Origin of the sequence: Candidatus Syntrophosphaera sp. (assembly GCA_019429425.1) — a bacterium.
Classification (GTDB): Bacteria; Cloacimonadota; Cloacimonadia; order Cloacimonadales; family Cloacimonadaceae; genus Syntrophosphaera.
Genome location: JAHYIU010000007.1, coordinates 14,630 through 41,037, shown reverse-complemented (window position 1 = coordinate 41,037; position 26,408 = coordinate 14,630). Strand labels below are relative to the sequence as shown.

General features: G+C 54.6%; 19 protein-coding genes. 2 read left to right on the top strand and 17 right to left on the bottom strand.

All coding sequences use genetic code 11. The features are described from left to right. Positions 1–1,038 precede the first annotated feature (1,038 nt). Complete coding sequence (locus tag K0B87_01640; protein MBW6513439.1) at positions 1,039–1,707, bottom strand: hypothetical protein; 669 nt, start codon at positions 1,705–1,707, stop codon at positions 1,039–1,041. After that, positions 1,685–1,945 (bottom strand): hypothetical protein, encoded by a 261-nt coding sequence (locus tag K0B87_01635; protein ID MBW6513438.1) that lies wholly within the window; start codon positions 1,943–1,945, stop codon positions 1,685–1,687. Before K0B87_01635 ends, K0B87_01640 begins: the two co-directional genes overlap by 23 nt. 357 nt (positions 1,946–2,302) lie before the next feature. Between K0B87_01635 and K0B87_01630 the strand changes: the two genes are divergently transcribed. After that, the gene (locus K0B87_01630) at positions 2,303–2,752 is read left to right on the top strand and encodes a hypothetical protein (GenBank protein ID MBW6513437.1); all 450 of its coding nucleotides are present in this window, start codon (positions 2,303–2,305) and stop codon (positions 2,750–2,752) included. Between the two features lie 175 nt (positions 2,753–2,927). Here K0B87_01630 and K0B87_01625 read toward each other — a convergent pair whose 3' ends face one another. The 5 genes from K0B87_01625 to rocD all read right to left on the bottom strand — a co-directional run bounded on the left by K0B87_01625 (position 2,928) and on the right by rocD (position 14,431). Then, on the bottom strand, positions 2,928–4,526 hold the full coding sequence (locus K0B87_01625) for a chitobiase/beta-hexosaminidase C-terminal domain-containing protein (GenBank protein ID MBW6513436.1): 1,599 nt from the start codon (positions 4,524–4,526) through the stop codon (positions 2,928–2,930). A 575-nt stretch (positions 4,527–5,101) separates the two neighbouring features. After that, the gene (locus tag K0B87_01620) at positions 5,102–11,365 is read right to left on the bottom strand and encodes a hypothetical protein (GenBank protein MBW6513435.1); all 6,264 of its coding nucleotides are present in this window, start codon (positions 11,363–11,365) and stop codon (positions 5,102–5,104) included. A 9-nt stretch (positions 11,366–11,374) separates the two neighbouring features. Continuing rightward, a complete protein-coding gene (locus K0B87_01615) occupies positions 11,375–12,169 on the bottom strand; it encodes a type III pantothenate kinase (GenBank protein ID MBW6513434.1) in 795 nt (264 codons plus the stop codon). A 116-nt stretch (positions 12,170–12,285) separates the two neighbouring features. Next, a complete protein-coding gene (gene era, locus K0B87_01610) occupies positions 12,286–13,170 on the bottom strand; it encodes a GTPase Era (protein ID MBW6513433.1) in 885 nt (294 codons plus the stop codon). 64 nt (positions 13,171–13,234) lie between these two features. Further along, positions 13,235–14,431: an ornithine--oxo-acid transaminase gene (rocD, locus tag K0B87_01605; GenBank protein MBW6513432.1), complete on the bottom strand. Its 1,197-nt coding sequence runs from the start codon at positions 14,429–14,431 to the stop codon at positions 13,235–13,237. Positions 14,432–14,683: 252 nt separating this feature from the next. Here rocD and K0B87_01600 point away from each other — a divergent pair, with 252 nt between their 5' ends. Then, on the top strand, positions 14,684–15,817 hold the full coding sequence (locus tag K0B87_01600; GenBank protein MBW6513431.1) for an aldo/keto reductase: 1,134 nt from the start codon (positions 14,684–14,686) through the stop codon (positions 15,815–15,817). A 162-nt stretch (positions 15,818–15,979) separates the two neighbouring features. Here K0B87_01600 and K0B87_01595 read toward each other — a convergent pair whose 3' ends face one another. The 10 genes from K0B87_01595 to K0B87_01550 all read right to left on the bottom strand — a co-directional run bounded on the left by K0B87_01595 (position 15,980) and on the right by K0B87_01550 (position 26,404). Then, positions 15,980–17,302 (bottom strand): UDP-glucose/GDP-mannose dehydrogenase family protein, encoded by a 1,323-nt coding sequence (locus tag K0B87_01595; protein ID MBW6513430.1) that lies wholly within the window; start codon positions 17,300–17,302, stop codon positions 15,980–15,982. Continuing rightward, positions 17,299–18,240 (bottom strand): NAD-dependent epimerase/dehydratase family protein, encoded by a 942-nt coding sequence (locus K0B87_01590; GenBank protein ID MBW6513429.1) that lies wholly within the window; start codon positions 18,238–18,240, stop codon positions 17,299–17,301. Before K0B87_01590 ends, K0B87_01595 begins: the two co-directional genes overlap by 4 nt. After that, positions 18,237–18,812, bottom strand: coding sequence for a hypothetical protein (locus K0B87_01585; protein ID MBW6513428.1), 576 nt, complete (start codon positions 18,810–18,812; stop codon positions 18,237–18,239). Before K0B87_01585 ends, K0B87_01590 begins: the two co-directional genes overlap by 4 nt. A gap of 3 nt (positions 18,813–18,815) precedes the next feature. Beyond that, positions 18,816–20,219 (bottom strand): adenosylhomocysteinase, encoded by a 1,404-nt coding sequence (ahcY, locus tag K0B87_01580; protein MBW6513427.1) that lies wholly within the window; start codon positions 20,217–20,219, stop codon positions 18,816–18,818. An 83-nt stretch (positions 20,220–20,302) separates the two neighbouring features. Beyond that, entirely contained in the window at positions 20,303–22,525 is a 2,223-nt protein-coding gene (locus K0B87_01575) for a polyribonucleotide nucleotidyltransferase (protein MBW6513426.1), read from the bottom strand. A 196-nt stretch (positions 22,526–22,721) separates the two neighbouring features. Next, the gene (gene rpsO / locus K0B87_01570; GenBank protein ID MBW6513425.1) at positions 22,722–22,991 is read right to left on the bottom strand and encodes a 30S ribosomal protein S15; all 270 of its coding nucleotides are present in this window, start codon (positions 22,989–22,991) and stop codon (positions 22,722–22,724) included. A gap of 114 nt (positions 22,992–23,105) precedes the next feature. Then, positions 23,106–23,552 carry a dihydrofolate reductase family protein gene (locus K0B87_01565; protein MBW6513424.1) on the bottom strand — a complete coding sequence of 149 codons (447 nt, stop codon included), beginning with the start codon at positions 23,550–23,552 and terminating at the stop codon, positions 23,106–23,108. Between the two features lie 29 nt (positions 23,553–23,581). Beyond that, positions 23,582–23,875, bottom strand: coding sequence for a hypothetical protein (locus K0B87_01560; protein MBW6513423.1), 294 nt, complete (start codon positions 23,873–23,875; stop codon positions 23,582–23,584). A gap of 25 nt (positions 23,876–23,900) precedes the next feature. Continuing rightward, positions 23,901–24,917: an L-histidine N(alpha)-methyltransferase gene (gene egtD / locus K0B87_01555; protein ID MBW6513422.1), complete on the bottom strand. Its 1,017-nt coding sequence runs from the start codon at positions 24,915–24,917 to the stop codon at positions 23,901–23,903. Positions 24,918–25,033: 116 nt separating this feature from the next. Further along, positions 25,034–26,404, bottom strand: coding sequence for an FAD-containing oxidoreductase (locus tag K0B87_01550; protein ID MBW6513421.1), 1,371 nt, complete (start codon positions 26,402–26,404; stop codon positions 25,034–25,036). Between the last annotated feature and the right edge of the window lie 4 nt (positions 26,405–26,408).

Below are 26,408 nucleotides of genomic sequence, written 5' to 3'. Positions count from 1 at the left end.
GTACGAGGCGTTGATTTCACATATTTGTCAAAGCCCCACCCCACAATTGTTCGCGGCTCATTAAGAGCCGCGCACTCGGTGGGGTGGGGAATCCGGGGTAGGGAGCGTTATCTTTCCTATACCCAGGGTTTCCACCCTGGGCTAAGTTTTATCGCCCCTCCGGGGCTCAGCCTGCTGACAAACCCCGCCGCAGGTGGGGTGAAGGAATATAGGCGGCGGCTTTAGCCGTCGTATTAAAAGCGTGCGTATTTTGTTTATTATGGCCCCTCCCCCCCCCCCTCCCCAAACACAGATCAAATCTGTGTTTGAGGAGGGGTGGGGAATTAATCTTAGAAGCATATACCACACAAACACCCAGGATAAATCCCGGGCCTATTGTCCTGCACCCCACCTGCGGCGGGTTTCGCTACAGCCTGCGTCCCTACGAGACTCACACTAACAGCAAAAAACCAACGCAACTATCTGAAATGGCATCCCTACGGAACTCTGGGGTGAATTTTCACACAGCCTCCAAGCCCGGGATGACACGAGCCATTGCCGGGATGACATAAACTTGGCTTTGTGTTTATTATTCAATGGTCTTTAATTGAATAACTCTCCGTCCTGAGACCCCGGGAGGTCTTGTTTCCCTGATCCCGCTCTGCTTGGATATTATGTATATGGCCTTCATGCCATCATGTCAAGGCGGATATCTGGTGCCAATTATTTCACCTTTGCGGAAAAATTTTAATACTTCTATTACTTAACTACTTCCCCGCCTTACCACCCCCGCCGGAGGCCTGAACCTCCAGAATGGACATCAGCATGAGCCAAGCATATGCTATATATGGTATATATCTATACAACTACTAATACCTACTAATTTACTATATATTATATATAAATACTATATATACCATATACTTATATACCCCCTCTGCAGGTTTTGATTCTGGCTTGGGAAAAGGCCGTAAGGCGGGGAAGTAGTTAAGTAATAGAAGTATTAAACTGAAAATAAAAAGGCCGGCATTTGCCGGCCTTCGTGTTTCAGGTTAAGGATCAGTCCAGTTCGATGTCCGCCAGCACCGGATTGAGGCTGTAGCGAAGCCCCACCTTGTTCCGGTAGCCCATCTCCTCGTGGCAGATCACGGCTTTACGTTCGATCAGGGTTTCCATGCACTGGCGCAGTTCGCGGGATGTCATCTTGCTCTTGCAGAGCAGACGGAAGTGCGCCATCTCGTTACCCGGCGCTTTCTGCAGGATCTTGAGTATCCTCTTCTCATCATCCAGCCGGGCGTTCTCCGCCAGGGATTTGAGGAAGGGCTGGGTGTTCTGGAAGTAGTATTCGCAGAGGTACCAGGCCTCTCTTGAGGTTTGCTCGTCCACCCTGTTGCGGGCGAACCAGGCTTCGAGGTGGTCGTTATCCCGGGCTTCGCGGATGTCTTGCCAGCGTTTGATGGCAAAGATGAGGATGCAGAAGCGCCAGAAGTAGTTGTCGAAGATGCGCGCGCAATAGGCCGCCTGGGGATCGTTGGCATTGAGGGCGATGTTTTCCATCAGTTCGCGGTAGATTGCGTCCCGGAAGTCCCTGGCCGCCTCGCTTTTCGAAGGGCTCTGCGAGCCCTGTGGCAAAGCGGAATTTGCCACCCCAATTTCTTCCTCCGCTTTTCTCTGTGCCTCTGTGTCTCTGTGTTCAAAGCCCGTTTTACCGATGGCGTTGATCGTCATGATTGGGGCTGCCAATTTCCGAATTGGCAGAGCGGACAGAGTCCGCTTCGCTTTTCGAAGGGCTCTGCGAGCCCTGTGGCAAAGCGGAATTTGCCACCCCAATTTCTTCCTCCGCTTTTCTCTGTGCCTCTGTGTCTCTGTGTTGTTCCAGAAACGCGTCCGGGTCAAAGGGTTCGTCGCCCTCGGCGTCGATGAAATCCTCATCCCAGCTCACGAAGCAGGCGCGAGGCTGGAGCATATTTTTTCGCGGAAACCCTATCTTTCTGCCTCCCAAGCCTTTGGAATTTCCGCTCCGCCTCCCGCCGCCCGGATCCGCAAATTTTTTCCCCCAAGAGGGCGTTTTCTCATCCTCTATATATATGGAGGGACATTTTTTACAATACATCCCGCTCCCCGGCCGTATCTCAGAGGATTCCCGCCCGGCTGGCGGGCATCCGGCGGGAGACGGGGCAATGAACGATGAAGAATGTAGAATGAGGCGTTGTAACGTTTTAGCGTTGTAACGTTTTAGCGTGGCTTCCGGTTGGCCGGTCTCTTTATCCGTTCAATCCGTATAATCCGTAGAATCCGTAGGAAAAAATAAAGGAGGAAAAACATGAGAGCCTACTTCAAGAACATGCTGCTGTGCTACCAGGGCAAATGCGACGGCCTGGTCTACTACTTCAACCGCAGCCTCAACCGCGTGATCGTGCGGCCCCTGGTGAAACCCAGGCCCACAGAGAACTCCCGCCGCTTCGGACGGATCTCTGCCAACCTGAAAAACCTGGAGCCCTCGGCCAGCTTCAGGAGCGACCTGCGCGTGTACGTGGATATCTTCAACAGCCGCGTCGCCAATCAGGATGTGGTCCTGCAGAACTGGTACAATGCCTTCACGCGCCTGAGGTGGAACCTGGCCAAGAGCGACCCCGGCTACATCGACCTCGAGACCATCACCCGCGCCCAGATCGAAGCCAACGACCTGCCCTGCCGGACGGTCAAACGCGCGGTCGAAGCCGGACTGCTGGCCCCTGTCAACGGCTATGAGCTGCTCACGCAGGAGATGTGATGGGTTACGCGTTACGCGTTACGCGTGGAGCCATGTAGCCGGAGGATTCCGATCCTCTGCCAGATCTTATGTAGCCGGAGGATTCCGATCCTCCGCATGAATAACAAAGGAAAAGGCAGAGCTTTGGAAAGCTCCGGCTACACCCGGGATGCCAAACAGGAATGGGATCCTGTGATCACCGGGAGTTCCGGCAAATCCGGAATCCGTAGAGGGAATAGGCCACATTGGCGTTGTTTGAGCTGCGGGACGTTACGGTGCAGGCATTTGCCACGGAGTTGTAATAGCCGCCGCGCGTAACGCGGAAGAATCCGCTGTCCGGGCCATGGGGGTCAAACTGGTCTTCGGCGGGGTAAGGGGCCTGGATGTCCCAGACCCATTCATAGACGTTTCCGCTCATGTCGTAGGTCCCGAGTTCGTTGGTGTCTTTGCCGCCGATGATATGGGTGGAATTGCCGGCGTTCGATCCATACCAGGCCACGGAAGCGATATCGTTGCTGCCGCTGTAGGTGTAGCCTTGGGATTGGTTTCCGCCTTTGGCGGCGAACATCCATTCCATTTCCGTTGGCAGCCGGTAGCCATTGGCGCTCCAATCGCAATTCAGCAGGGTGTGGTTGACGGCTGATTGGTTCCAGCCGGCGGGCCAGGCATCGGGATCGCTGCCGTAAGCGCCGTAGGAATAGCAGGGAACGCGGCCTTCCTGAGAGCTCCGCCGGTTGCAATATTCGATGGCGTCGTACCAGGATACGGAATAGACCGGGTAGATGTCCCCCACTCCGTGGCTCTGGGAGGGATTGTAGCCCATCACCTCGCGGTACTCGGCCTGGGTGAGTTCAAACTGGGCGATGTAAAAACTGGACAGGGTCACGTTGGACGAGCCGTTGTTGAAGCTGCCGCCCTGGACAAAGACCATTTCCGGGGGCGGCCAGGTGATCGTGTAGCTCTCGGACGCGACCTGGCTGGGATAAGCGTATTCCTTGTAGGCCCTGGCCTTGACCGTCAATTGCCCCGTCTCCGTGATCAGGATGGGGCCGGCGTAGAGATTTGAACCCTCGTTGGGTTCGGTTCCGTCTTGGGTGAAACGGATCGAGGCGTCCGCGGTTGGGCAGGAGATCGATATGGTCAGAGGGACCTGGACATAGCCGGAGGGAGGATCGATGCTGGGGGCCTGCACTGTCGGGATGCTGACGGTGTAATGGGCGGCCACGACGGGGCTGGGATTCCAGTTCAGATAGAAAGCCCTGGCTTTGACAGTGCAGGATTCGGTGAGCATGATCTGGCCCTGGTAGACAGTGGAGGAATCGCTGGGCTCGCTTCCGTCCAGGGTGAAGCGGATGAAAAGGCTTTCCAGGTTCAAGCCCTGGTTGTTGATGATGATGATCACAGGCTGTCCGGCCTCATAGTCTCCGGATTCCAGCCCGATCTGCGGGGTTGGCGTGATCCCGGAATAGAATGCCCCGGCAATGGCGCTGGAAACCATGCCCGGCTTGCTGGCCCGGGCTTTGACCGTTTTGCCCAATTCCACCAACAAGGCTGAGAGATAGCGGGCCGAATAGTCGTCCGGGTCGCTGCCGTCAAGCGTGTAGCGGATCTCCGCGCCATCGGTGGCGCAGGAAAGCGAGACCATCTGGTCCTGGGCGTAATCTCCCGCCGGAGGATCGAAAACGGGGTCCGCGACCGTGCCTGGCGCGGTGGTCTTGTTGCAGGAAAACAAAAACAGCAGGGCCGCCAGCGCTAAAACCATCCCAACCCGGCCGACAGGGGCAAGCTTTTTCATAAGGTCCTCTCATATCCTTGATTGACCAGCATTGGCATTTTTGGGGAGGGCTCGGAATAGTCAAGAAAAAAACAACTGACGGGTCCTGGGGTGGCAAATTCCGCTTTGCCACAGCGGTCAGATACCGCTAAGCCTTTAGACAAACAGGTTTCAACCGGTTGGGCTAAGATCTTCCGACTCTCCGGGTCTCAGGCTGTAGACAAACCGGTTTCAACCGGTGCAGGACAATAGGCCAGGGATTAATCCCGGGTATTCTCGGAGTTCAGATTTATCTGGCCAGAATTCCCCACACCCTCTGCAAACTCAGACTCTGAGTTTGCAGAGGGGGTGGGGTCATGAAACATGGATGGCCTGATCATAAAACACGACGGCTGAAGCCGCCGCCTATTGTCCTTCACCCCACCTGAGGCGGGGGGGGGCCAGCCCGCGCCTGCCATTCCCCGTGGTGGCCTGCGCCGGGATGAAAACAAGGGTCGAGGCTGGCGTGTTCCTGGAGTCCATGCTCGTTCCTCGCTCGACTCCAGGAGGCCGGGACGACAAAGCCTGCGCCAGGATGACAAAGGCAAACTGGCGGTTTAGAGGTTGACTTCCACCCAGACGCCGACCCTGAAGGTGCGGAGCCCGGTGTCGCGCTTTTTGTCCTCGGTCTTTTCCCAGGTTCCGGTCAGCCCGCCCCGGATGTTGGCGTCAAACTGGTAGGTGGCGCTGGGGGTGATGGCGATGCGCTGGGTTTGGCGGTCAACCTGGGAGGATTCGCGGCCGAAGGTCTCGTCGAAGCTGTTCTCATAGAGGAAAGACATGCTGGAGGTGAGTTCGTTGCGGATATGGATCTTGTTTTTGGTGAAGGGCACCGTGAATCCCCGGCCACTGCGGAAGGAATAGGACAGGTTGCCATTCATGGCCTGGGTGAAGGTGGTCTTGATAATGTCGTAGGAATCCATGTCGGTGATGTTTTCGCCGGAATTGATGGAATAGCTGAGATTGGTGCTGAGGTTCTTGAAAAGCGTTCCGGCCAGGCCGACCAAGGGATTCAGGGATATGGTCCTGGTTTCCTGCTTGGGCTCGACCCAGTCCACGTCGCCGCTGGAACGGACGGTGTATTGGAATCCCGTGTTCAGTCGGGTGCTGGAGACATATTTTCCCAGGCCGACCAGGTCGCCAATGTCCAGCAGGGTAAGGGTCACATCCGGGAAAGTGACCGCGATGGACTGGTTCGAGGCGTTGGCGTAATGCTTGTTGATCGTATAGGAATAGCTCATGACGCTGTCCAGCTTGCGGGAGAAGGCCACGCCGCTGGAAAGCGAGAGGGTGTTGTCGTTGGTGACGGAATCAAGGTATTCGCCATCCACGGCATGCGGCACTCCCAACTGGAAGAGGAAAGGCGGGCGGTCATTCTTTTGGGAATAGGCCTGGACGTAGGAATTCTGCATCGAAATGGTGACGTTCTTCAGCTTGGCCAGATATCCGACGATCACGGCCGGGAAATTTATCGACCGGGACGGGGCTTTGTCTCCCGGCTCGACCTTGTCTTCGGGTTTGGCGTCGTCTTCCGGGATTTCCAGCAGTTTCTTCAGATCCTCGGGCAAGTCTTCGTCTACCGGCTCAAACTCCTTGTCGGGCTCATCAGAGGGAGGTTCCCCCTCTTCTTTGGGTTCCCCCTCTTCTTTGGGTTCCCCCTCTTCTTTGGGTTCCCCCTCTTCTTTGGGTTCCCCCTCTTCCTTGGGTTCCCCCTCCTGGGGGAATTCGTCGTGTTCCTTGAGCTCCTTCTCCATTTTCAGCTTTTCTTCCTCGCGCAGTTGCTCTTCCAGCTTCTTCTGCTCTTCCAGCTTCCGCTGTTCGTCATCCCGGCGTTTCTTGTCATCCTCGGAAGGGTCTCCCCCACCCTTGAGCTCGTCTTTGGGAGGCTGCAGAGCGTCTTGGGGCTTGATCTCGCCAGCAGGCTTGGCAGCGGCAAGTTTGGACGCCAATGAGGCCAGCAGGGGCGAATTCATCAGGGTCAGGTTCATGCGCAGGGTGCGGTTGGCATTCCCATCGCTCTGATAGACCTCGATCTGCCCCTGGTCGGTGTTTTGGTAGTATTTGCGCTGCATTTCCGAGAAGCGCGTCCCGCCGCTGGCGGTGAAATTGATGTATTGCCGCAGGTAATTGGGATTGTAGTTCAATCCGAGGTCCTGCACATACTCGGTGAGCTTGCCGACATTTATGGATTGGAGGTATTCTTTCTGTTTGAGGTCCCGCTTGCTGTTCAGCCTGGCTGTGAGCGCGATGTCGGAAGTGAGGCCCCAGTTGATGTTGGTGTCGGTGGCCAGGAGTTTGGTGGGCACGGTCTGGGTGCGGGGCTGCCAGCCATAGGCACCCTCGCGCCTTTCCCAGTTCCAGCTTAGGGGTTCGGTGTTGTTGAGGGTGAGGCTGTTGTTCCAGGTGGTGGGGAAAAATCCCAGGCGATAGTTCTTGAACAGCTTGAAGCTGACCTTGTCGCTGGGGAAGCTGATGTTGTAGTTATAGGTGCCGCGCCAGAGGAAAGTGGTGTCCACCGCTGTGGGGGTGTGCCGGTATGATTGTTCGATCCGGCCGCTGATCGAACTGCGGTAGACCGTGTAAGCGAGGATCTTGGACTTGGGCGCGGTCCTCTGGCTGAAGCCGAAATCGGCCGCGTAGAGCAAGGATTCGTTGCGTTCGCGGTGCTTTTCCCCGGGATCGGTGATCTTTTCGCGCAGGAGGTCGGAATTGGCGCGGAAGCGCGGGATCCCGAGAGTGTAGTTGCGGGTCAGGCTGATGGGAATGTCCAGACCCCAGGAATTGGGAAAGAGCTTGTTGAGGAAATACTTGTTCATCATGTTGAGCGTTCTGGAACTGGTGAAGGTATTGGCCCTTCCACGCTGGATGATGGTATTGAAATTCTCGCTCTTTTCCTCGTAATCGATGTCCAGGGTGCTCAGGTCGGCAAAGACGGAATTCAGCGAGAGCCGCCTGGCCATGCCAACGTCCTCAAAGGGTTCCGTGACCCGGAGGTCATTGTAATAGAGAGTCCCGTTGAAGGGTGTGGGCAGAGGCAGGTCGTCGGGCGAATAAACACCCAGATAAATGTCCCGGACGTTGGTCAGGGTGGGGTTGCCCTGGAAACTGTAGACCGTCGAGCCGCTCGCGCTTTCGCCGCTCGTCGCGTCCGGATCGATCTCTTTCAGGGAGGTTACGTCCTGCAGGTCATAGGTAAACTCCATCCACATGTCCCTCTCCATCTTGGCGAGATAGGGCAGCACGGGCACGCGTTCGCGGATCTGGTAGTAATTCAGGCTGTCGGCCCCGACCCGGAACACGACGTCGATGGAATCCGGATTGAGGGGATTGCTTTCCCGGGCCTCGGGATAGACCCAAAACTTGATCCTTCCGTAGGAGAGCAGGCTGTAGGGATCGAACAAGCGTTGGCGCAGCAGGACCTGGTGGCCCGGCTGGAGGTTTTGCACCGCCAGGGTGAGCGCCGATTCGCTGGATTCGCGGCGCGATTCGATGTAGAAAGAACCCTCGGGCGAGGTGTAATGGGCGCTGTTCTTCTGGTTATTGACAATTCCGGAGAGATAGGTCGTGTTGTAGGTGTTGACCAGGGCGTCCGGCAGGATCTGGTTGTCCAAGGTGCGCACGTAAAAATCCTGCCACTTGTTGCCGATCACGGAGATATCGGAGATCAGGACCCTGGCGGTCTGGTCTGTTTCCAAAACGATGCGGCCATAGGAGATCTTTTTGAGGCTGGGCGCCACTCCGGCCGTTGAATTGTTGACGATCTGGTAGACGTTGGGATCGGTGATGGGTATGCGGTAAAGGCGCCAGCCGTCGTGGTTGACGTTTTCCAGGTAGAGCGAATCGGAGAGCGAAAATGAATAGCTGAAATAACGGTCCAGGGTGTTCAAAACCCCGTTTCCGTCCAGGTCCTCCGTATCCAGCACCCGGTTGCCCTCGGTGCCGTTGATGTTTGGATAATCGCCAAACTGGTCGATCTCGTTGGAAGCCAGGTCATTGGGGTCGGCTCCGGGCTGGCCGTGGAAAATGCCGTCCAGGCCAGTATCTTCTTCCAGGGTAAGGACTCCGTCATTGTTTTTGTCCTCGCTGTTGAGGACGTTCAATCCGCCAAACTCGGTGTAGAAATCCTCGTTGATGTCACCCAGGTCGATCCGCATGACGGGATTGGGGACCGGATCGCCGGGATTGACGTCCACCTTGACGAGCAGTTCAATATACTTTTTCTGGGAAAAATCAAGCTGGTTGCCCAGGTATTTCATCACCCCGCCCCAGCTCCAGGCGTTCGATCCGGGCATGCCGAGGTTGCTGGGGAAGACCTTCAGGGCCAAAACCGTCACCGTTTCCTTCTTCTCCCTTTCCGTGAGCGTGGCCGGGTCTTCAATCTGTTCCCGGCGGATGTTCTTGGGATTGTACCAGATCGTCCTGCCCTTGGCCAGAGAAGTGTTCCAAGGCTTGCTCCCCATGACCCAGGAGCCGATCGTAACGCCCATGGGATAGGAATCCACGATCGATTCCATGTCGTCCAGGAAAGCTTCCTTCTTCTTGCCGTTGGGATCTCCGTAGATGTTGGGTATGGTGTAGGCTATCTCGCCGGACAGCGTGATGCGTGTTTCCGCGCTGGTGCTGATCAGGGGCAGGGCGTCGATCCAGCGGGTCATGAAAGCGGGTTTGTAAGTGAGGGTGCCATCCACGTTGGCCATGATCATCTCGATGTTTTCGTTGCCGATCCGGGGCCGGCGGTCGGCCACGTTTTCGGAGCGATAGATCAAAGTTCCGCCCAGCTTGGCGTAATCGGTCAGATTCCAGTTTGCCCGCACCCCGGCCAGGGTCTTGCTGGCTATCTCGAAAGCGCTGCGATACTCATAGTCGATCTCGATCTTGGCGTCCGGGTCTTTGCCGGCGGACGTCAAAAATGTGATCCGGCCAAAATCGTAATCAACCAGGTAATCTACGTTCTCCCTTTGCTCGACCCCGTTGACTTTCACCACCACGCTGCCTTTGAGGATGCCGCCCTGCATCAGGTCCACCGCCTCACGTCCGATCTTGCCTTTGACCGACATGAAGAAGCTGATGTCCAGATAGCTGATGCTCTCGTTTTCATCCCGGTAGATGATGCCGTCGCCCAAAGGATCAAAGGGCTGGATCATTGGAATGATGACGAGCCCGGTGGTCAGGTTGACCGTGGTGTCGTCGCCGTTGATCAGGCCGTCGCCGGTACTGTCCATTCGCAAATAATCGTTGTAGGTGATTACGCCGGGCACGGATAGGGAATCCGGGACCAGATAATTGCGCGTCAGGTTCACGTTGACGGTATAGATCTCCAGGCTGAATCCGTCGTTCTTGATGTTGGTCTTGTTCATGTTGTAGACGTTGCGCATCTGGTAGTGCCAAACATTGTTGGGATCGGTGGGGTCATACTCCTGGTTGCGGCGGCGGATCACCTTGGCATGCAGGACGCCGTCCTGTTCATCGCTGTTCGGGGGAACCGGCAGTCCGGCCCGGTTCACGTATTTGACGGCGATCGTGGTCCTGCGGTCAATGACCTTCTTGATCTGGATGATGCCGGCGGTGTAGTCGGTCACGAAGTCAGTGCCCTCGATCAATTCATCGTAATAGGGAACGTAATAATCCGTGGGGCTGAAAAAGATGGTGTCGCCCACAGCCGAAGCCACGTTGTTGTTGGCGTTGGCATCATCTATGAACACCCGCACGGTGCCGTTCTCGGGCAGCAGCTCCGGGCTCTTGATGTACCAGGCGCCGCTGGGGCTGGTCTTGATCGCGTTGTCCACCCAACCCTGCGGAACGTTTGGCGAAACATCTTCCTGGCTATATAGCTCATACAGGTCATAGGGGTCTTCGAGATAGTACATGGTCCGGGAGGCGTAATCCCGGCTGCGGAAAATGGTGGAATCGGCCTGGCTGGTGCCGATGTAGCTTTGTGTGTTTTTCTGGCCTTCTTCCTTGCTGGCGATAACCGTCAGGTCCAGATTTCCATATCTGAACTTGGACGTGACCCCAAACAAGCCCTGCGAGGAGGTGGAATAGCTGATATAGCGTGATCCTGCGAGGGACAGGGTGATGTTTCCGGCCTCGATGGATTGGATGACCTCGTCCTCGTCGCCGGTGTATTTGATGCTGACGTTGTTGGGATCGAAAAACTGCTCGTCCTGCTTGCTGTTGTATTTCAGGTTCACGGCGATCTTTTCGCCGATCGTTCCGGACAGGCGCAGGTTTGTTTCCTGCTCCATCTTGATGTCGAAGCGGCTGGCGTTGTCGGTTTCGTAGATGGCAACGTTTTTCCGTTTCGTGCTGCCGGCTTCCAGCATCACTTTCTGCGTTCCGTCCAGATTCAATCTGCCGGCGGAGGAACCCAAAACCCTTTGCACGGAACGGGGCATGGCGATCGTGGGAAGCTCCAGCACAAATTCCTTGATCAGGCCGGTGGTGGTGACGTCAGTTCGCTGGGCCTGGGTTTTGTATCTGCCGATCAGGGATTGGCGGAAGGTCTTTTGCTGCAGGTTGGAAAAGTAGGTGCCGAAGCTTAGGGTCCGGCCCGGAACAAGCTCATATCCGCCCACCCGGGTGGTTATGATGACCTTGTCGTTATCAAAATCGATCTCTTCCACCGTTTCCGGGGCAAAGTCACGGATCAGGTATGGCTGGCTGCTCGCGTAATTCAGGCCTTTATACAGTTTATGGATGTCGACCGTGTTGTAGATGAGGGGGTTGTATCCTTCGATATAGAGGCGGGGATAAAACTCCGAAGCCCCCGCAACACCTGTCAGGAACAGGATCAATGCGAGAAGGATACAAGATTTGAGCATGTAGGGCTGTTATTTGTTTTTGAGGTGTTGGTAGGCCAGGTGAATGCCATCCAGCGTGAGGGTCTTGTCCACGATGTCGATCGAAGGGACAAGGGGTTTGACCAGGTCGGCGATCCCGCCGGTCGCGACAGTGAGGATATCGGCCCTGTCGGAATATTGGGATTCGATCTCCCGGACAAAGCTCTCGAGCATGAATGCATGCCCGCGCACGATCCCGGCCAGCAGGGCGTCCCTGGTGTTGGTGCCCAAGAGCGAGGTTGGCGGGACGATCTCGATCTGCGAGAGCAGGGCGGCCTTTTGAAAGAGCTGGTCGGCGCCGGTCTTCAGGCCCGGCGTGATCGCAGTCCCCTCAAAACTGCCGTTTTGGGTGACGAACTCAACTGTGGTGGCTGTTCCCAGATCGATCACGATGCAGTCCCGGGAATATTTTTTCCAGGCGCCATAGGCATTGGCGATCAGGTCGCCGCCAATGAAGGAGGGATCAGCAACCTTATAGCTGAGGCCCAGATCACAGAGGGCATTGATCTCCCAGACCCTGGCTGCGGAGTATTTCTGGAAAAGATGTTGCCAGATCCTGGTCAATTCAGGCACCACGCTGGCCATGGCGACAGCATCGATCGTTCCCAGGCTGATGTCCTTGAGCAGCGAGTTCAGCAGGCCATAGTATTCATCGGCGGTCCGGTTGGCGGAGCTGAAGAACCTGGCAAACCAGGTCATGGCCTCATTCTGGTAGATGCCGCAAGTGATGTTGGTATTTCCTATGTCGATTACCAAGGTGGCTTCATCAATGCTGTTTTGAAACATAATCTCCACGCTGTATCTTGATTTGGAAACATAAAAAATAAAGCCTGATCTGCTCTGTAAGCTACAATTGGCGATACTGCAATTGTGTCAACAGAATTCCCGCGCTTCAGCGCTTTTTAACTGAATCCGAGTTCTTTCAGGGAGCTGTTCTTCTTGCGCCAGTTGGGGTTGATCTTGACCCAAAGATGCACCTGCACAGGCATTTCCATGAACGCTGAAAGCTGAGCCTCAGCATACTCGCGGATCCTGGCCAGGTTGGCGCCGTTTTTGCCGATGATGATCGGTTTCTGGCTCTGCCGCTCCAGCCAGATGACGGCGTCGATCACGGTCTTGTCCTCTTCCTCGCTGAATTTCTCGATCAAAACCGCCGTGGCATAGGGAATCTCCTGGGCGAAAAGGTGAAAGATCGCTTCGCGGATGATCTCCTGGGCAAAAAAGCGCAGGGGCAGGTCGGAAAGCTGGTCGGGCTGATAATAGGGCTCATGATAGGGCATGTGGCGGATGATCGATTCCAGCAGTTCCGGGACCAGCTCTCCCGTCCGGGCGGATACGAAGTGCGTTTCGCCGATGGACCCCGGTAATCTGGAGACGAAGGCTTCCCTGGCCAGGTCGCTTTTCAGGTCGATCTTGTTGAAGACGGCGATCTGGGGCGTTCTGACCGAGCTCAGCAGTTCCAGCACTTCCAGGTCGTAGTCCGTGGGAAACTTGAGGACGTCGCTCATGAACAGGATCAGGTCGACGTCGCGGAAGGCATCGGACCAGATCCTCTGCATCCTCTGCTGCATCTCGTAGCGGGGCTTCAAATAGCCAGGGGTGTCGATGAAAACTATCTGGCAGTCCTCCCGGTTGAGGATGCCCTTGATCGCGTAGCGGGTGGTTTGGGGCTTGGGTGAGGTGATGGAGAGCTTCTCATTCAGGATGAGATTCATCAGGGTGGATTTTCCCGTATTGGGTTTGCCTAAAATGGCGACGAAGCCGCTGCGGAAATCTGGCCTGTCCATAAAGAATTACCGGAGGGCGGACCTGGCGATCCGCCTTGCTCCGGTAAGCTGGCTATTTATTGATTCAGATCTCATTGATAACTGCTTCGATGATCCCGGCAACCTCGGTCAGTTGCTCTCTCGTGATCACCAAAGGCGGCGCCAGACGGATGATGTGGCGATGCGTGGGTTTGCAGAGGACGCCCTGGTCTTTCAGTTTCAGGCAGACGTCCCAGGCCTCATAACCGTTCTTGGGCTCCACTACGATCGCATTGAGCAGGCCCTTTCCGCGCACCAGCTTGATCATCGGATTCTGGATGGCGCGCAATTGCTCGCGGAAGGCCTTTCCTAGCTCGAAGGCTCGCTCTGCCAGGTTTTCGTCCCTCACCACTTCCAGGGATGCCTTGGCCACGGCGCAGGCCAGGGGAAACCCCCCAAAGGTCGATCCGTGCTGGCCAGGCTTGATCGTGAGCATGATCTCCCGATCCGCCAAAACCGCCGACACGGGCAAAACGCCGCCGGAGATTGCCTTGCCGAGGATCAGGATGTCCGGGCGCACATTTTCATAGTCGCAGGCCAGAAGTTTGCCGGTGCGGGCGATTCCGGTCTGGATCTCATCGGCGATGAACAGCACATTGTGTTCTTTGCAATGGTCGTAGCAGGCTTTCAGATAGCCTTCGTCCGGAACGAAAACTCCCGCTTCGCCCTGGATCGGCTCAACGATGAAGGCGGCAACGTTTTTGCCATGGGCCTGCAAATACTCTTTCAAAGCGTTGGCATCGTTGTAGGGTATCTTGGCAATGCCGGGCAGGAAGGGGCCGAAACCCTCGTAGCAATCTGGATCCGTGGAAGCCGATACCGCCAGCATCGTACGGCCGTGGAAATTGTTCTGGGCAAAGATCACGATCGCTCCGTCCTTGTCCACGCCCTTGACCTGGTAGGCCCATTTGCGGGCGAGCTTGATGGCCGTTTCCACGCCCTCGGCGCCTGAATTCATCGGCAGCACCATATCGTAGCCGAAATACTCGGTGATGAATTGTTCGTATTCGCCCAGCTTGTTGTTGAAAAAGGCCCGCGAGGTCAGGGTCAGTTCCCTGGCCTGGTCGATCAGGGCATTGATTATCCTGGGATGGCAGTGTCCCTGGTTCACGGCGGAATAGGCCGAAAGGAAATCATAGTATCTATTGCCTTCGGGATCCCATAAAAACACTCCCACGCCCTTGGCCAGCACGACTGGCAGAGGATGATAGTTGTGGGCCCCGTACTTTTCCTCCAGCTCCATCGCCTGGCTTGAGCTTACCGTTCCATATTTGAGATTTTCGGGCATCATTTCACTCCATATCTTGTATTTTTTTCATGCTCAAGCCAAACCCTAAATGCGCTTTTTGTGTCAAGGACATTCTTTCCCGGCAAGCCGTGACCCTGGTTCAGGTTTCAAGAGCGGCGGAAGTTTCAGCGACCCCGGGCCAGAAAACTGATTGACAGTTTTCCCCGCTTCCAGCATCAGGAAAAAAAACATTGGAGCGAGGATAACATGCAATATCGAACCATGCCCGGACAGAAAGAAAAACTCTCCATCCTGGGGCTCGGCCTCATGCGCCTGCCCACCACTCCGGACAACAAGCTGGACGAGGACAAATGCCAGGAAATGCTGCACTACGCCCTCGATAACGGGGTCAACTACTTCGACACGGCCTGGCCTTACCACGGCGGGGAAAGCGAACCCTTGCTGGGTCGCTTCGTGGACCAGGTGCCGCGCGAGAAACTTTATATTGCCACCAAACTACCCTGCTGGCTCGTGAAAACCCCCTCAGACCTGGATTCCTACCTCGATCAGCAGTTGGAAAAGCTGCGCACCGATCACATCGATTATTACCTCCTCCACTCCCTGGGCCAAAGATCCTGGAAGCAGATGCGCGGCCTGAAAGTGCTGGACTGGCTGGACAAAGCCAGATCTGACGGCAAGATCCGCCACATCGGCTTCTCCTTCCACGACAAGTATCCCGTGTTCCGCAAGATCGTCGAAGCTTACGATTGGGAATTCTGCCAATTCATGTTCAACTATCTGGACACCCGCTACCAGGCCGGCATCAGAGGCTACGAACTTTCCGTGCAAAAGGGTTTGGGCATCATCGCCATGGAGCCTCTGCGCGGCGGAAAACTGGTCCAGCACGTTCCCCAGAGCATCGCAGCCATCTGGTCCAAAAGCCGGCACGCTTGGAGCCCTGTCGAGCGCGCCCTGAACTGGGTTTGGAACTTTCCCGGCAGCACTGTCGCTCTCTCCGGCATGAGCAGCCTGGAGCAGCTCAAGGAAAACATCCGCCTGGCCAAACACGCAAAGGCCGGCATGCTCGATGACAGGGAACTGAAGGTCTACAATCAGGCCCGCCTGGAGTATCTCCGGCGCATCGCCATCCCCTGCAGCGAATGCCGCTATTGCCTGCCCTGTCCTCATAAAGTGGCCATTCCCGGCGTCTTTGGGATCTACAACGAAGCCATCATGTTCGAAGCCAAGGAACGCCACACCCATGAATACAAAGCCTGGATCACCGAGGAAATGCGCGCCGACAAATGCGTTCAATGCGGCGAATGCCTCAGCAAATGCCCCCAGCATATCGACATCCCCACCCGGATGCAGGAAGTGGCGAAATTCTTTGCGGAAGATTGAACCCTATTTCGCCCTGAAACCTCATTCGCCCGCCCCCCGTACTTCTCCCGTACGATAACCGCCCGGCGGGCGTGAATCCGGCGGGAAACGTCCAGTCAACCAAGGGTCAGAATATCAGGGGGAAATCTGGGTTGGTCAGCCCAGTCAGCCAATCAAACCGGCTTACATCCTGCCGATGGAGTAATACGCAAAGCCCAATTCACGCATCTGGCGGGGGTCAAACTGGTTGCGGCCGTCAAAGATAACCGGCTGGAGCAGGTTGGCTTTGATCAGGCCAAAATCGGGATAGCGGAACTGGTGCCATTCGGTGATGAGCAAAAGGGCGTCTGCTCCAACCAGGGCCTGATACTCGTCGAGGCCATAACTGAGCCCGGTTTTGCCGCCAAAGACCCTCTTCGCTTCGTCCATGGCCACGGGATCGTAAGCCTGGACCCTGGCCCCAGATGCCAAAAGGGCGTTGATGATCACCACGGAGGGCGCTTCCCGCATGTCGTCCGTCTGAGGTTTGAAGGCCAGGCCCCAGACTGCAAAAACGAGTCCATTCAAGTCGTTGCCAAAATGAGATTTAACCTTATCGACTAAAAGTAATTTCTGCTCCGCGTTGACCTCTTCCACGGCCTGCATGATGCGGGGCTGGAGGCCCTTTTGCCGGTTCATGTGGATCAGGGCTTTGACGTCCTTGGGAAAGCAGGAACCGCCATATCCGACTCCGGGATAGATGAATTTGTAGCCGATGCGGCTGTCGGAGCCGATCCCGTGGCGCACTTCGCCCACGTCGGCGCCCATGGCCTCGCAGAGCCTGGCCAGTTCGTTCATGAAGGAGATCTTGGTGGCCAGCATGGCGTTGGCGGCATACTTTGTCATCTCGGCGGAACGCACGCTCATCAGGATCACCCGGTCATTGGCCCGGTTGAAGGGAAGATACAGTTCGCGCATGATGTTGCCGGCTTCGGGACTTGAAACTCCGATCACCACGCGGTCGGGCTTGAGAAAATCTTCGATCGCCGCACCTTCCTTGAGAAACTCGGGATTGGAGACCACATCGAAAGGTATGTCCCGGCCTCTGGAGCCCAGAACCTCTCTGACCGTTTCCGCGACGAGATCGGCGGTTCCCACGGGCACGGTGGATTTATCGACGATTATCTTGTGGTCCTGCATGTGGCGCGCAATGTCTTTGGCCACGGCCAGAACGTATTGCAGGTCAGCGGAGCCATCCTCGTCGGGTGGGGTGCCGACGGCAATGAAGATGATCTTCGCCGCTTTGACTGCGGCTTCGATGTCCTTGGTGAAGCTCAGCCTGCCTTCATGGCTGTTGCGGTGAACCAATTCTTTAAGTCCGGGTTCGTAAATCGGTATCTCATTGTTGTTTAGCATCTTTATTTTTCTGTTGTCATTGTCCACGCAGATGACCTTGTTGCCCATCTCCGCGAAACAGGCGCCGCTCACCAGGCCCACGTATCCAGTGCCAATTATTGCCAGGTTCATTGTTTCTCCCTTCTGTTTTGGAAATACGCTATCGTTTCCCTGATGCCTTCTTCCAAGGTATAGACGGGGCTCCAGCCGAGTTCTTTGAAGGCTTTGGCGCAATTGAGCATCGAGCGGCGCAGGTCGCCCTGCCTGGCCGGGCCGTAGTGCGGCTTCAGCTTCTTCCCCATTTGCTGGGTGATCGTTCTGTACAGCAGGGTCGTGGTGGTCTCGATCCCGGTGCCGATGTTGAAAAAGTCGTTCTCTCCACGGTCCAGAGCGGCAAGATTGGCGCGGATCACGTCCAGCACGTAGACATAGTCACGGATCATGCCCTCCGGTTCATCAGGATAGGCATGGATCGTGGGGGTTTCGCCGGCAAGCAGCTTCTCGATGAAAATCGAAACCACTCCCGCTTCGCCGTGTGCTACCTGGCGGGGGCCGAAAACGTTGGAATAGCGGAGGATCGTGTGGTTCAGGCCATATTGGTGGCGGTAGAAGCGCAGATACAGTTCGCCTGCGTATTTGTTGATGCCGTAGACCGAGAGCGGTTGGGGGCTATAGTTTTCGGCGGTCGGGTACTCTTTTGCTTCACCGTAAATAGCTCCGCCAGAAGAGATAAAGATAACTTTCTTGATGTTATGCTTTACACTGCTCTGCAGAATGTTTATCAAGCCTTTGACATTGACCTCCGCGTCGCGCTGGGGGTCGGCGATGGACAGGGGCACGCTGACCTGGGCGGCGTGGTGGTTCACGATATCGGGCTGTTCGGCGGCAAATACCTCATCCAGCGTGGGATCGCAGATATCCAGCCGGTAAAATCTGGCCCGGGGGTTTAGGTTGTCCAGCGAGCCGGTGGAGAGGTTGTCCACAACGACAACTTCATGTCCTGCATCCAGATAGGCGTCCGTGACGTGCGAAGCGATGAATCCCGCTCCTCCGGTGATCAGTATTTTCATTTATCCACATCCACTATTACGTAATCGCTAATAATTTTGAGGTCCCGGGGATCGAGCTTGACCATTACGGCCTGGCGCAGGATGTTGACCTGCAGCCTGACTTCGCCGAGTTTGGCATGGCTTTCCACGATGCCCGTCACTCCTTTGAGCGGACCTTTGATGACTTCCACCTTCAGGCCTTCGGAAAGCCACAGGGTGCTTTGGAATTCTACCTTGGGCTGGGTGCTGAGCCTGATGTTGAGCAGTTCTTCGAGCAGTTCCTCCTGCAGGGGGACTTTGATGAAGGAGACAGTGTATCCGGAAATGGTGAGGGTCCGTTTTTTGTCCGCGTCGGCAACGCAAAACAGATAGCCGGGAAACATGGGTTGGGTGAAGCTGACCTTCCTGCGCTGATAGACGCGTTTGTTCTCGATCTGGGGCAGGTAATAGACGATCCCGCTTCTTCTGGCGTAATCGGCCAGTTTCTTTTCGCAGCGGGGCTTGGTGTGCACCACTGTCCAGCGTTCGTCACCCTCGGCGGGTTTGAGCTCGCCAAACAGCTCATCGATGATAACCGGCGCGTGGGTGGGCATCGCTTAATATCTGTAATGATCAGGTTTGTAGGGCCCCTGGATAGGTACGCTGATATATTCGGCCTGGTGTTTGCTCAGATGGGTCAGTTCCACTCCCAGCTTCTCGAGATGCAGCCGGGCAACCTCTTCGTCGAGCAGCTTGGGCAGGGTGTAAACCCCGATCTCATGGGGGTTTTGCCAGAGCTCGATCTGGGCCAGGACCTGATTGCTGAAAGAACAGCTCATCACGAAAGAGGGATGCCCCGTGGCATTGCCCAGATTGACCAGACGCCCCTCTGAAAGGAGGATGATCGCGCGGCCGTTGGGCAGATGGATCTTGTCCACCTGGGGCTTGATGTTCTCTTTGGCCACGCCTTCCATGGCCAGCAGCCTGTCCACCTGGATCTCGTTGTCGAAATGGCCGATGTTGCAGACAATGGCGTGGTCTTTCATCTTCAGCAGATGGTCGACCCGGATAACGTCGCAGTTGCCGGTCGCGGTCACATAGATATCCGCTTCATCGAGCATGTTGTCGACCGTGTTCACTTCGAAACCCTCCATCGCGGCCTGCAAGGCGCAGATGGGATCGATCTCGCTAACCACGACCCGGGCGCCGAAACCGCGCATGGATTGCGCGCAGCCCTTCCCCACATCGCCGTAGCCGCAAACCATGACGACCTTGCCGGCCACCATGATGTCCGTTCCGCGCTTGATGCCGTCGGCCAAGGATTCGCGGCAGCCGTAGAGGTTGTCAAATTTGGATTTGGTGACCGAGTCGTTCACATTGAACGCCGGAAAGAGCAGATCCCCCACCGCCAGCTTCTGATAGAGCCGGTTGACCCCGGTCGTTGTTTCCTCGCTGACACCGCGTAAAGCTTCGGCCATGCGATGCCATTTCCGCGGATCGTCTTTAAGCCCGGCAATGATGAGACTTTGCACGATACGGAGTTCTTCGCTGTCGGCAGTGGCTTCAGGCGGGATGCCAGTGGCCAGAAATTCCTCTTCCAGCCGGTAACCCTCGTGAACCATCAGGGTGGCGTCTCCGCCGTCGTCAACGATCAGGTCGGGCCCGCCATCAGGCCAGGATAAGGCCTGGAGGGTGCATTGCCAGTATTCCTGGAGCGTTTCGCCCTTCCAGGCAAAGACAGGCACGCCAATTTCAGCCATGGCGGCGGCAGCCTGGTCCTGGGTGGAAAAGATGTTGCAGCTGGCCCAGCGGACCCTGGCCCCCAGTTCAATGAGGGTTTCGATCAGGACGGCCGTTTGGATCGTCATGTGCAAACTGCCGGTGATCCGGGCCCGGCCCAGGGGCTTGCTTTTCCCGTATTTCCTGCGCAAAGCCATCAATCCCGGCATCTCGATCTCGGCCAGCGCGATCTCTTTGCGGCCTAATCCGGCCAAAGTGATATCGGCAATCTGGTATTCCATAACTTACTTCCTGTTTGGGTTTACATAATAAACAAAGTGCCGGATCCCGTCAAACAAAACCAGATCCGGCACTCTTGATTGGATTATCTCCTGTGGAAACGGTCTCCACCACGTCCCTGCGGACGGCGGTCACGGTCTCCGCCCCGGTCGTCGCGGCGGTAGGGTGCCCGTTCACGCTGGGGAGCGTTGGGATCGGGCTCCGGATTTCCGGCGACGCCTTTCATAGTGAGGGAAAGTTTGCCTTTTTCCATTCCCAGGGATTTGACATGGACGATATCGCCAAGCTTGACCATATCCTCCGGATGTCCGATGCGCGAGGTATGCATCTGGGAAACGTGCACCATGCCTTCCTTAGCGCCGTTCAGGATCTTAACGAAAACGCCGTAGGGCTCGATGCGGGTCACCGGACCTTCAAATTCCTCACCGACCGCGGGATCGATGGCGATGCCTTTGATCATTTCCTTGGCTTTCATTATCGAATCTTTGTTGGGAGAGAGGATGCGGACCGTTCCGTCGTCCTCGATGTTGATCTCCACCTGGCAGACTTCAATGATTGATTTGATCATCTTACCGCTCGGCCCGATGATCTCGCCGATCTTGTCCACGGGTACCTTGAAGGCTTCGATGCGCGGAGCTGTGGGTGCCAGTTCCTCTCTGGGTTCGGCAATGCATTCATGCATCAGGTCCAGGATGCGGAATCGCGCAGATTTTGCCTTCTCAAGAGCTATGCGCATGATGTCTTTGGTGATGCCCTCGATCTTGATATCCATCTGCATGGCGGTGATGCCTTCGCGGGTGCCGGCGCACTTGAAATCCATGTCGCCCAGGTGGTCTTCCAGGCCCATGATATCGGTCAGAACCACGTAGTTTTCGCCTTCCATGATCAGTCCGTTGGCAATTCCTGCAACCGGAGCTTTGATCGGCACGCCGGCAGCCATCATGGCCAGGCAGCCGCTGCAGATCGAGGCCATGGACGAGGAACCGTTCGATTCCAGGGTGTCGGCGACGATGCGCATGGTGTAGGGAAAGGCTTCCCTATCGGGCAAAACGCAGGTGAGGGCGCGCTCTGCAAGGTTGCCGTGTCCCAGTTCGCGGCGTCCCACGGGTCCCATTCTGCCGGCTTCGCCCACGCTGAAGGGCGGGAAATTGTAGTGCAGGTAGAAATGCTTCTTGTATTCAACCTCGAGGCCGTCAATGATCTGTTCATCGCTGCCGCCGCCGAGGGTGATGGTGCCCAGGGACTGTGTTTCGCCTCTGGTGAAGAGGGCTGAGCCGTGCACGATTGGCAGCACGTCGATCTCGCAGGTGATCTCGCGGATGTCGTCCAGACCGCGTCCGTCGACACGGTGGTGCTTGTTCAGGATCGAATCCCGCACATAGCGGCGGATCAATTCTTCAAAAGCCTCTTTATACCACTTTTCGTTCTCTTCAAAGGCATCCCCGTCTTCGGCCTGATGCTTTTCCGGCATCTCGGCTTCGGCCGCGTCGAAGGCGTCCTGGCGTTCCTGTTTGCCCAGAATGACTGCCGCTTCGGCGATCTTGGTCCCGAATTCGGTTTCCACCCTGGCCATGATCTCTTCCGGGATACCGATCAAGTCAATTTCCACCTTGGGTTTGGCACATTCGGCAGCCATGTCGTTTTGGAGGGCGCAGAGCTTCTTGATCTCTTCGTGGCCGGTGTAGACGGCATCGAGCATGATCTCTTCGCTGATTTCCTGGGCGGCGGATTCGATCATCACCACTGAAGTTGAAGATGCCGCCACGGATAGGTTGAGCTTGGATATTTCATCCAAATCGGTCTGATTGGGGTTAACCACGATCTGATCGTCGATCAGGCCGACAGTAACTCCCGCGATCGGGCCCTTGAACGGAATGTCCGACAGGGTCAGGGCCAAAGAGGCTCCGAAGATGCCCAGGGCGGAGGGATCGTTCTCTCCGTCATAGGAAAGCACGTTCAATACGACGTGCACCTGGTTGCGGAATCCATCCGGAAAGAGCGGGCGGATGCTGCGATCGATGACGCGGGCGGAAAGGGTGGCGTCGGTTGTGGGCCGGGCTTCGCGCTTGAAAAAGCCGCCCGGGATCTTGCCGCTGGCATACATCTTTTCGATATAATCCACCGTTAGGGGAAAGAAATTCTGGTTTTCCACAGGGTCTTTGCTCATGGTGGCGGTGACCAATATGGAGCTGTCTCCGTAACGGATGAAAACGCTGCCGTTGGCCTGTTTGGCCATTCTGCCGGTTTCCACATAGAGTTTGCGGCCGCAGAAATCGAGCTCGCGTTTGATGATGTTGAAGTTATGCACTTTCTTCTCCTTGTTTGGCTGCGGGAGAAGAAGCAATAGGCTGAAGAGCGTTAAGGGCGCCTCTTTAGCGTATTGCTCAAACTCCCGTAGGGGTTGGCGTTACGTGCTTCGGATATGTTCCGGAGCGTTTCAATAAGAAGGGTGGATCCCGCCAATAGCATTGAAAGAATCCACCCCATTGTATCTTGGCGGAGTATTATTTGCGGATGTTCAGCGCCTTGATCAGTTCACGGTAGCGGGTAATGTCTTTCCGTTTCAGATAATCAAGAAGGCGCCTTCTCTGCCCGATCAGTTTCAACAGCCCGCGCCTGGTACTGAAGTCCTTCGGATGCTCTTTCAGATGCAAGGTGATCTCGTTGATCCTCTTGCTCAGCAGGGCAACCTGGACTTCCGGCGAGCCGGTGTCTGATTCATGGAGTTTAAACTCTGCCATGATAGCCGTTTTGGCCTCAGGTTTAAGTGGCATTTCATCCTCCAGATGAATTTTGTACCCAGCATTTTGGGACAGGGTTATTTGTAAAGCATTTTCTGCTCAGCCCCGCCAATTCGGATAAGCTTCAAGCAAGGTGGTTGCCCTTTCTTAATCATAGACCACCTTGTACCTTAGCCAAACCTTGTCATTCATCAATGTTTTGGTTTCCATGAGGGCGAGTTTGTTTGGCATGATCGATGGCCAGCTAAGATCCGGGGAGGAAAAGAGGGTTGGAGTGGAAAAACCGCCAATGACAATTGGGCTGAGAAGAATGTTAACCTCGTCCAAAAGGGAACTCCTGATCAGAGCTCCGCTCAAACGCCCACCGGAGCTGGTCACGATTGTTTCCACCCTGAGTTTTTCCTTTACCTTGCGCAACATTGCAGAAAGATCCACCCTTCCTTTTCCTGCCACAAGATAGGGTATGTTTCTGGAACGCAAGAATGCCAGATATTCAGGTGGAGCAGTTTCAGCCGTCAAGTGGACCATGTAAGTTTCCGGATCATCGGTGTTCGCCGTGTATCCATTCCTGAACCTGCCTCTACCGTCAACCACAGCCGTCCATGTTTTCCTTCCCGGGCGGTTCACAATGTCAGCGGGAAAAAATCCTCATACAGGCCATTAATGCCGCCGCCGTATTTGGGCAGCTCTTTCAGTTCCTCGCATTCAGCCACAAGCATGTTGCTCCCCTCAAGATACATGTCAGGCTTGTGAAGGGCAAAAACCGCCTTGGAAAAGCTGTTCCACTCTTCCTCATTCATCAGCATTTGATAAAGCTCAGGCTGTTTATAGATGTCAAACATGGTGGTGTTGGGCCCAAACGTGATTCTCCCATCAACTGAAGCACAAACATATAGAATTACTTTGGGCCTGTTCATTGGCCTCCTCTCGGATTAAGATAATTCAAGCCTTGTGGAATAGGATCACTTTAAACCAGGCGTTATCATCGCTAAAAACCTTTGAAACACGAAATCCGGAGGTCTCAACCATTTGCATAATCATCTCATCATCGAATTTATGGGAATTCTCGGTGTGGATTCGCTCCCCTTTTCTAATCTTGATTTCGTTCGGTGTAAAAGGGCTTTTTACCAAAATGTCAGTCCGCGCTTCAAGATACATCTCAATTCGTTTTTTATCTTCATTGAATAAAGCGATATGTTCGAAATCCTCCGAGTTGAAATCAGTCTTGCACAGTGTGTTGACAACGTTTAGAATATTGAGATTGAAAGCAGCGGTTATGCCCTGTTTGTCGTTATAAGCATCATAAAGCACCTGCCGGCTTTTAACGGTATCGACACCCAGCAGAAAAAAATCGCCATCGTTCATGATATGATGCATGTTAGCTAGAAAATCCGACCTTTCTTGTAAGGTAAAATTGCCAATTGTGCCACCCAAAAAACATAAAAGGCAATTACTTCCATGAGATATTACGTCCAACTGGTGCATAAAATCAGCGACAATACCGCAGATCCTGATATCCGGATATATTTCAAGCAGTTTGATTGCAGCAAGCTGCATAGCTGATCTACTGATGTCAACGGGATGATAGATTAGGGAATTTTGGTGGCGCACGGGGATACGATCAATTATCAATGATATTTTGGTATGGTCTCCACTGCCCAGCTCCCAGATGTTCAAATCCTTGAAATCGGGAATAAAGCTGATGTCCAATTTTCGAAGGATCTCCTTTTCGCAATGTGCTGGATAATACTCGGGTAACAGGGTTATTTTCTCAAATAATGCAGAGCCCTTTTCATCATAGAAATATTTACTGGAAATGTGCTTGTCTTGTGCCGACAATCCCAAGATAATATCATTTCTAATGGTACTTATATCAAGCTCTTGAAGGTAGTCTTCAATTACTATTTGGTCACTGCAAATCTCGAGGTTCTCTTTACAATGCATCATATACAAAACCATTGATCAGGATATCCGCCTTGGGAACTCCAACCAAGGAAAAGTGCGAGGAAAGGGCATAACATCCAGCCATCGGCAGCAAACAGGATAAACCGGGAAATGGTTCCAGCAAATTTGGTTTACTCATATTTCGTTTTTTCCAGCATGGTCGGTATCAGCTCGGAAACCGTGGGATGGATATGCACCGAGTCACGAATTAGCGTGTATGGTTTATCGGCATACATCACATTCAAAATGCTTGCGATCGACTCATCTCCACCCACACCCAAGATTGAAGCACCCAGAATTCTGTCGGTATCACTATCGATGATGATGCGCATAAATCCTTTGGTTTCTCCTTTTTCACGGGCCCGGGCAACGTTTGCCATCTGATACTCGGCTGTTTTTACCTTGTTACCGGCTATTTTGGCTGCGGCCAGGGTCATGCCTGCCCGTCCCAGGGGTGGGTCGATAAACAATGCGTAGGTTTGAATTCGGTCAGTCACTTTCCGGTTTCCGTTTTCAAGTATATTTGCTGAAACAATTTGATAATCATTATAGGCAGTATGCGTGAACGCGCCTTTCCCGTTGCAATCGCCCAAAGCGTAAACACCTTCGATATTGGTTTGCAGGCGATCATCCACCACTATATAGCCTCTGGCGTTGGTTTTGATGCCCGCAGCTTCCAGATTCAGTAGATCAGTATTGGGTACGCGTCCTACAGCAAGCAAAAGATGCGTTCCTAAAATTTCATCCCCAGCGCCATCGCAGTCCGTTTTAACCTTAATATGCCCTGGCGCGGATTGAGATGCCCCAATGCAGTCAGAATTGAACCTGAATTCGATGCCCTCTTCCTCGAGGATCTCCTGGATGGTTTCCGAAACATCTTCATCTTCATATGCTATCAAACGGTCGTTTTTTTCAATTATGGTGACTCTGCTCCCAAAACGCCTGAACATTTGTCCAAACTCGAGGCCTATGTAACTTCCGCCCACGATCAAAAGATGTTCAGGGATTTCCGTAAGTCCCAAAATATCTTCATTGGTCAGGTAATCTACATTTTCAAAACCTTCAGGGATTCTGGCCCTTGCGCCCACATCGATGAATATATTTTCAGCAGTAAGCGATTTGCCGTTCACTTCAACAACCTTGGGGCCGCCAAACCGTGCTTCACCTTTATAAACATCAATGTATTGGCTCCCTTCAAGTGATGAAGCAAGCCCGTTAACCGATTTTTGGATGAGCGCGTCCTTGCGTGCTTTGATCTTATCGAGATTCGCTTTTGAATCTGTGGGTACGCCAATGCCAAGTGTTTCAGCACGCTGGATATCAAAAGCCCTTTTAGCGCTTGCCACATATGCCTTGGTTGGAGTGCATCCAACATTCAGGCAAGTCCCTCCAAAATGCTTTTTTTCGATAAAAGCCACTTTCTTTTTGTTTAAGGCATATTTAAAAGCCAACGGTGTGCCAGCTTGTCCCGAACCTATTATAATAGCAGCATAATTAAGCATGGAT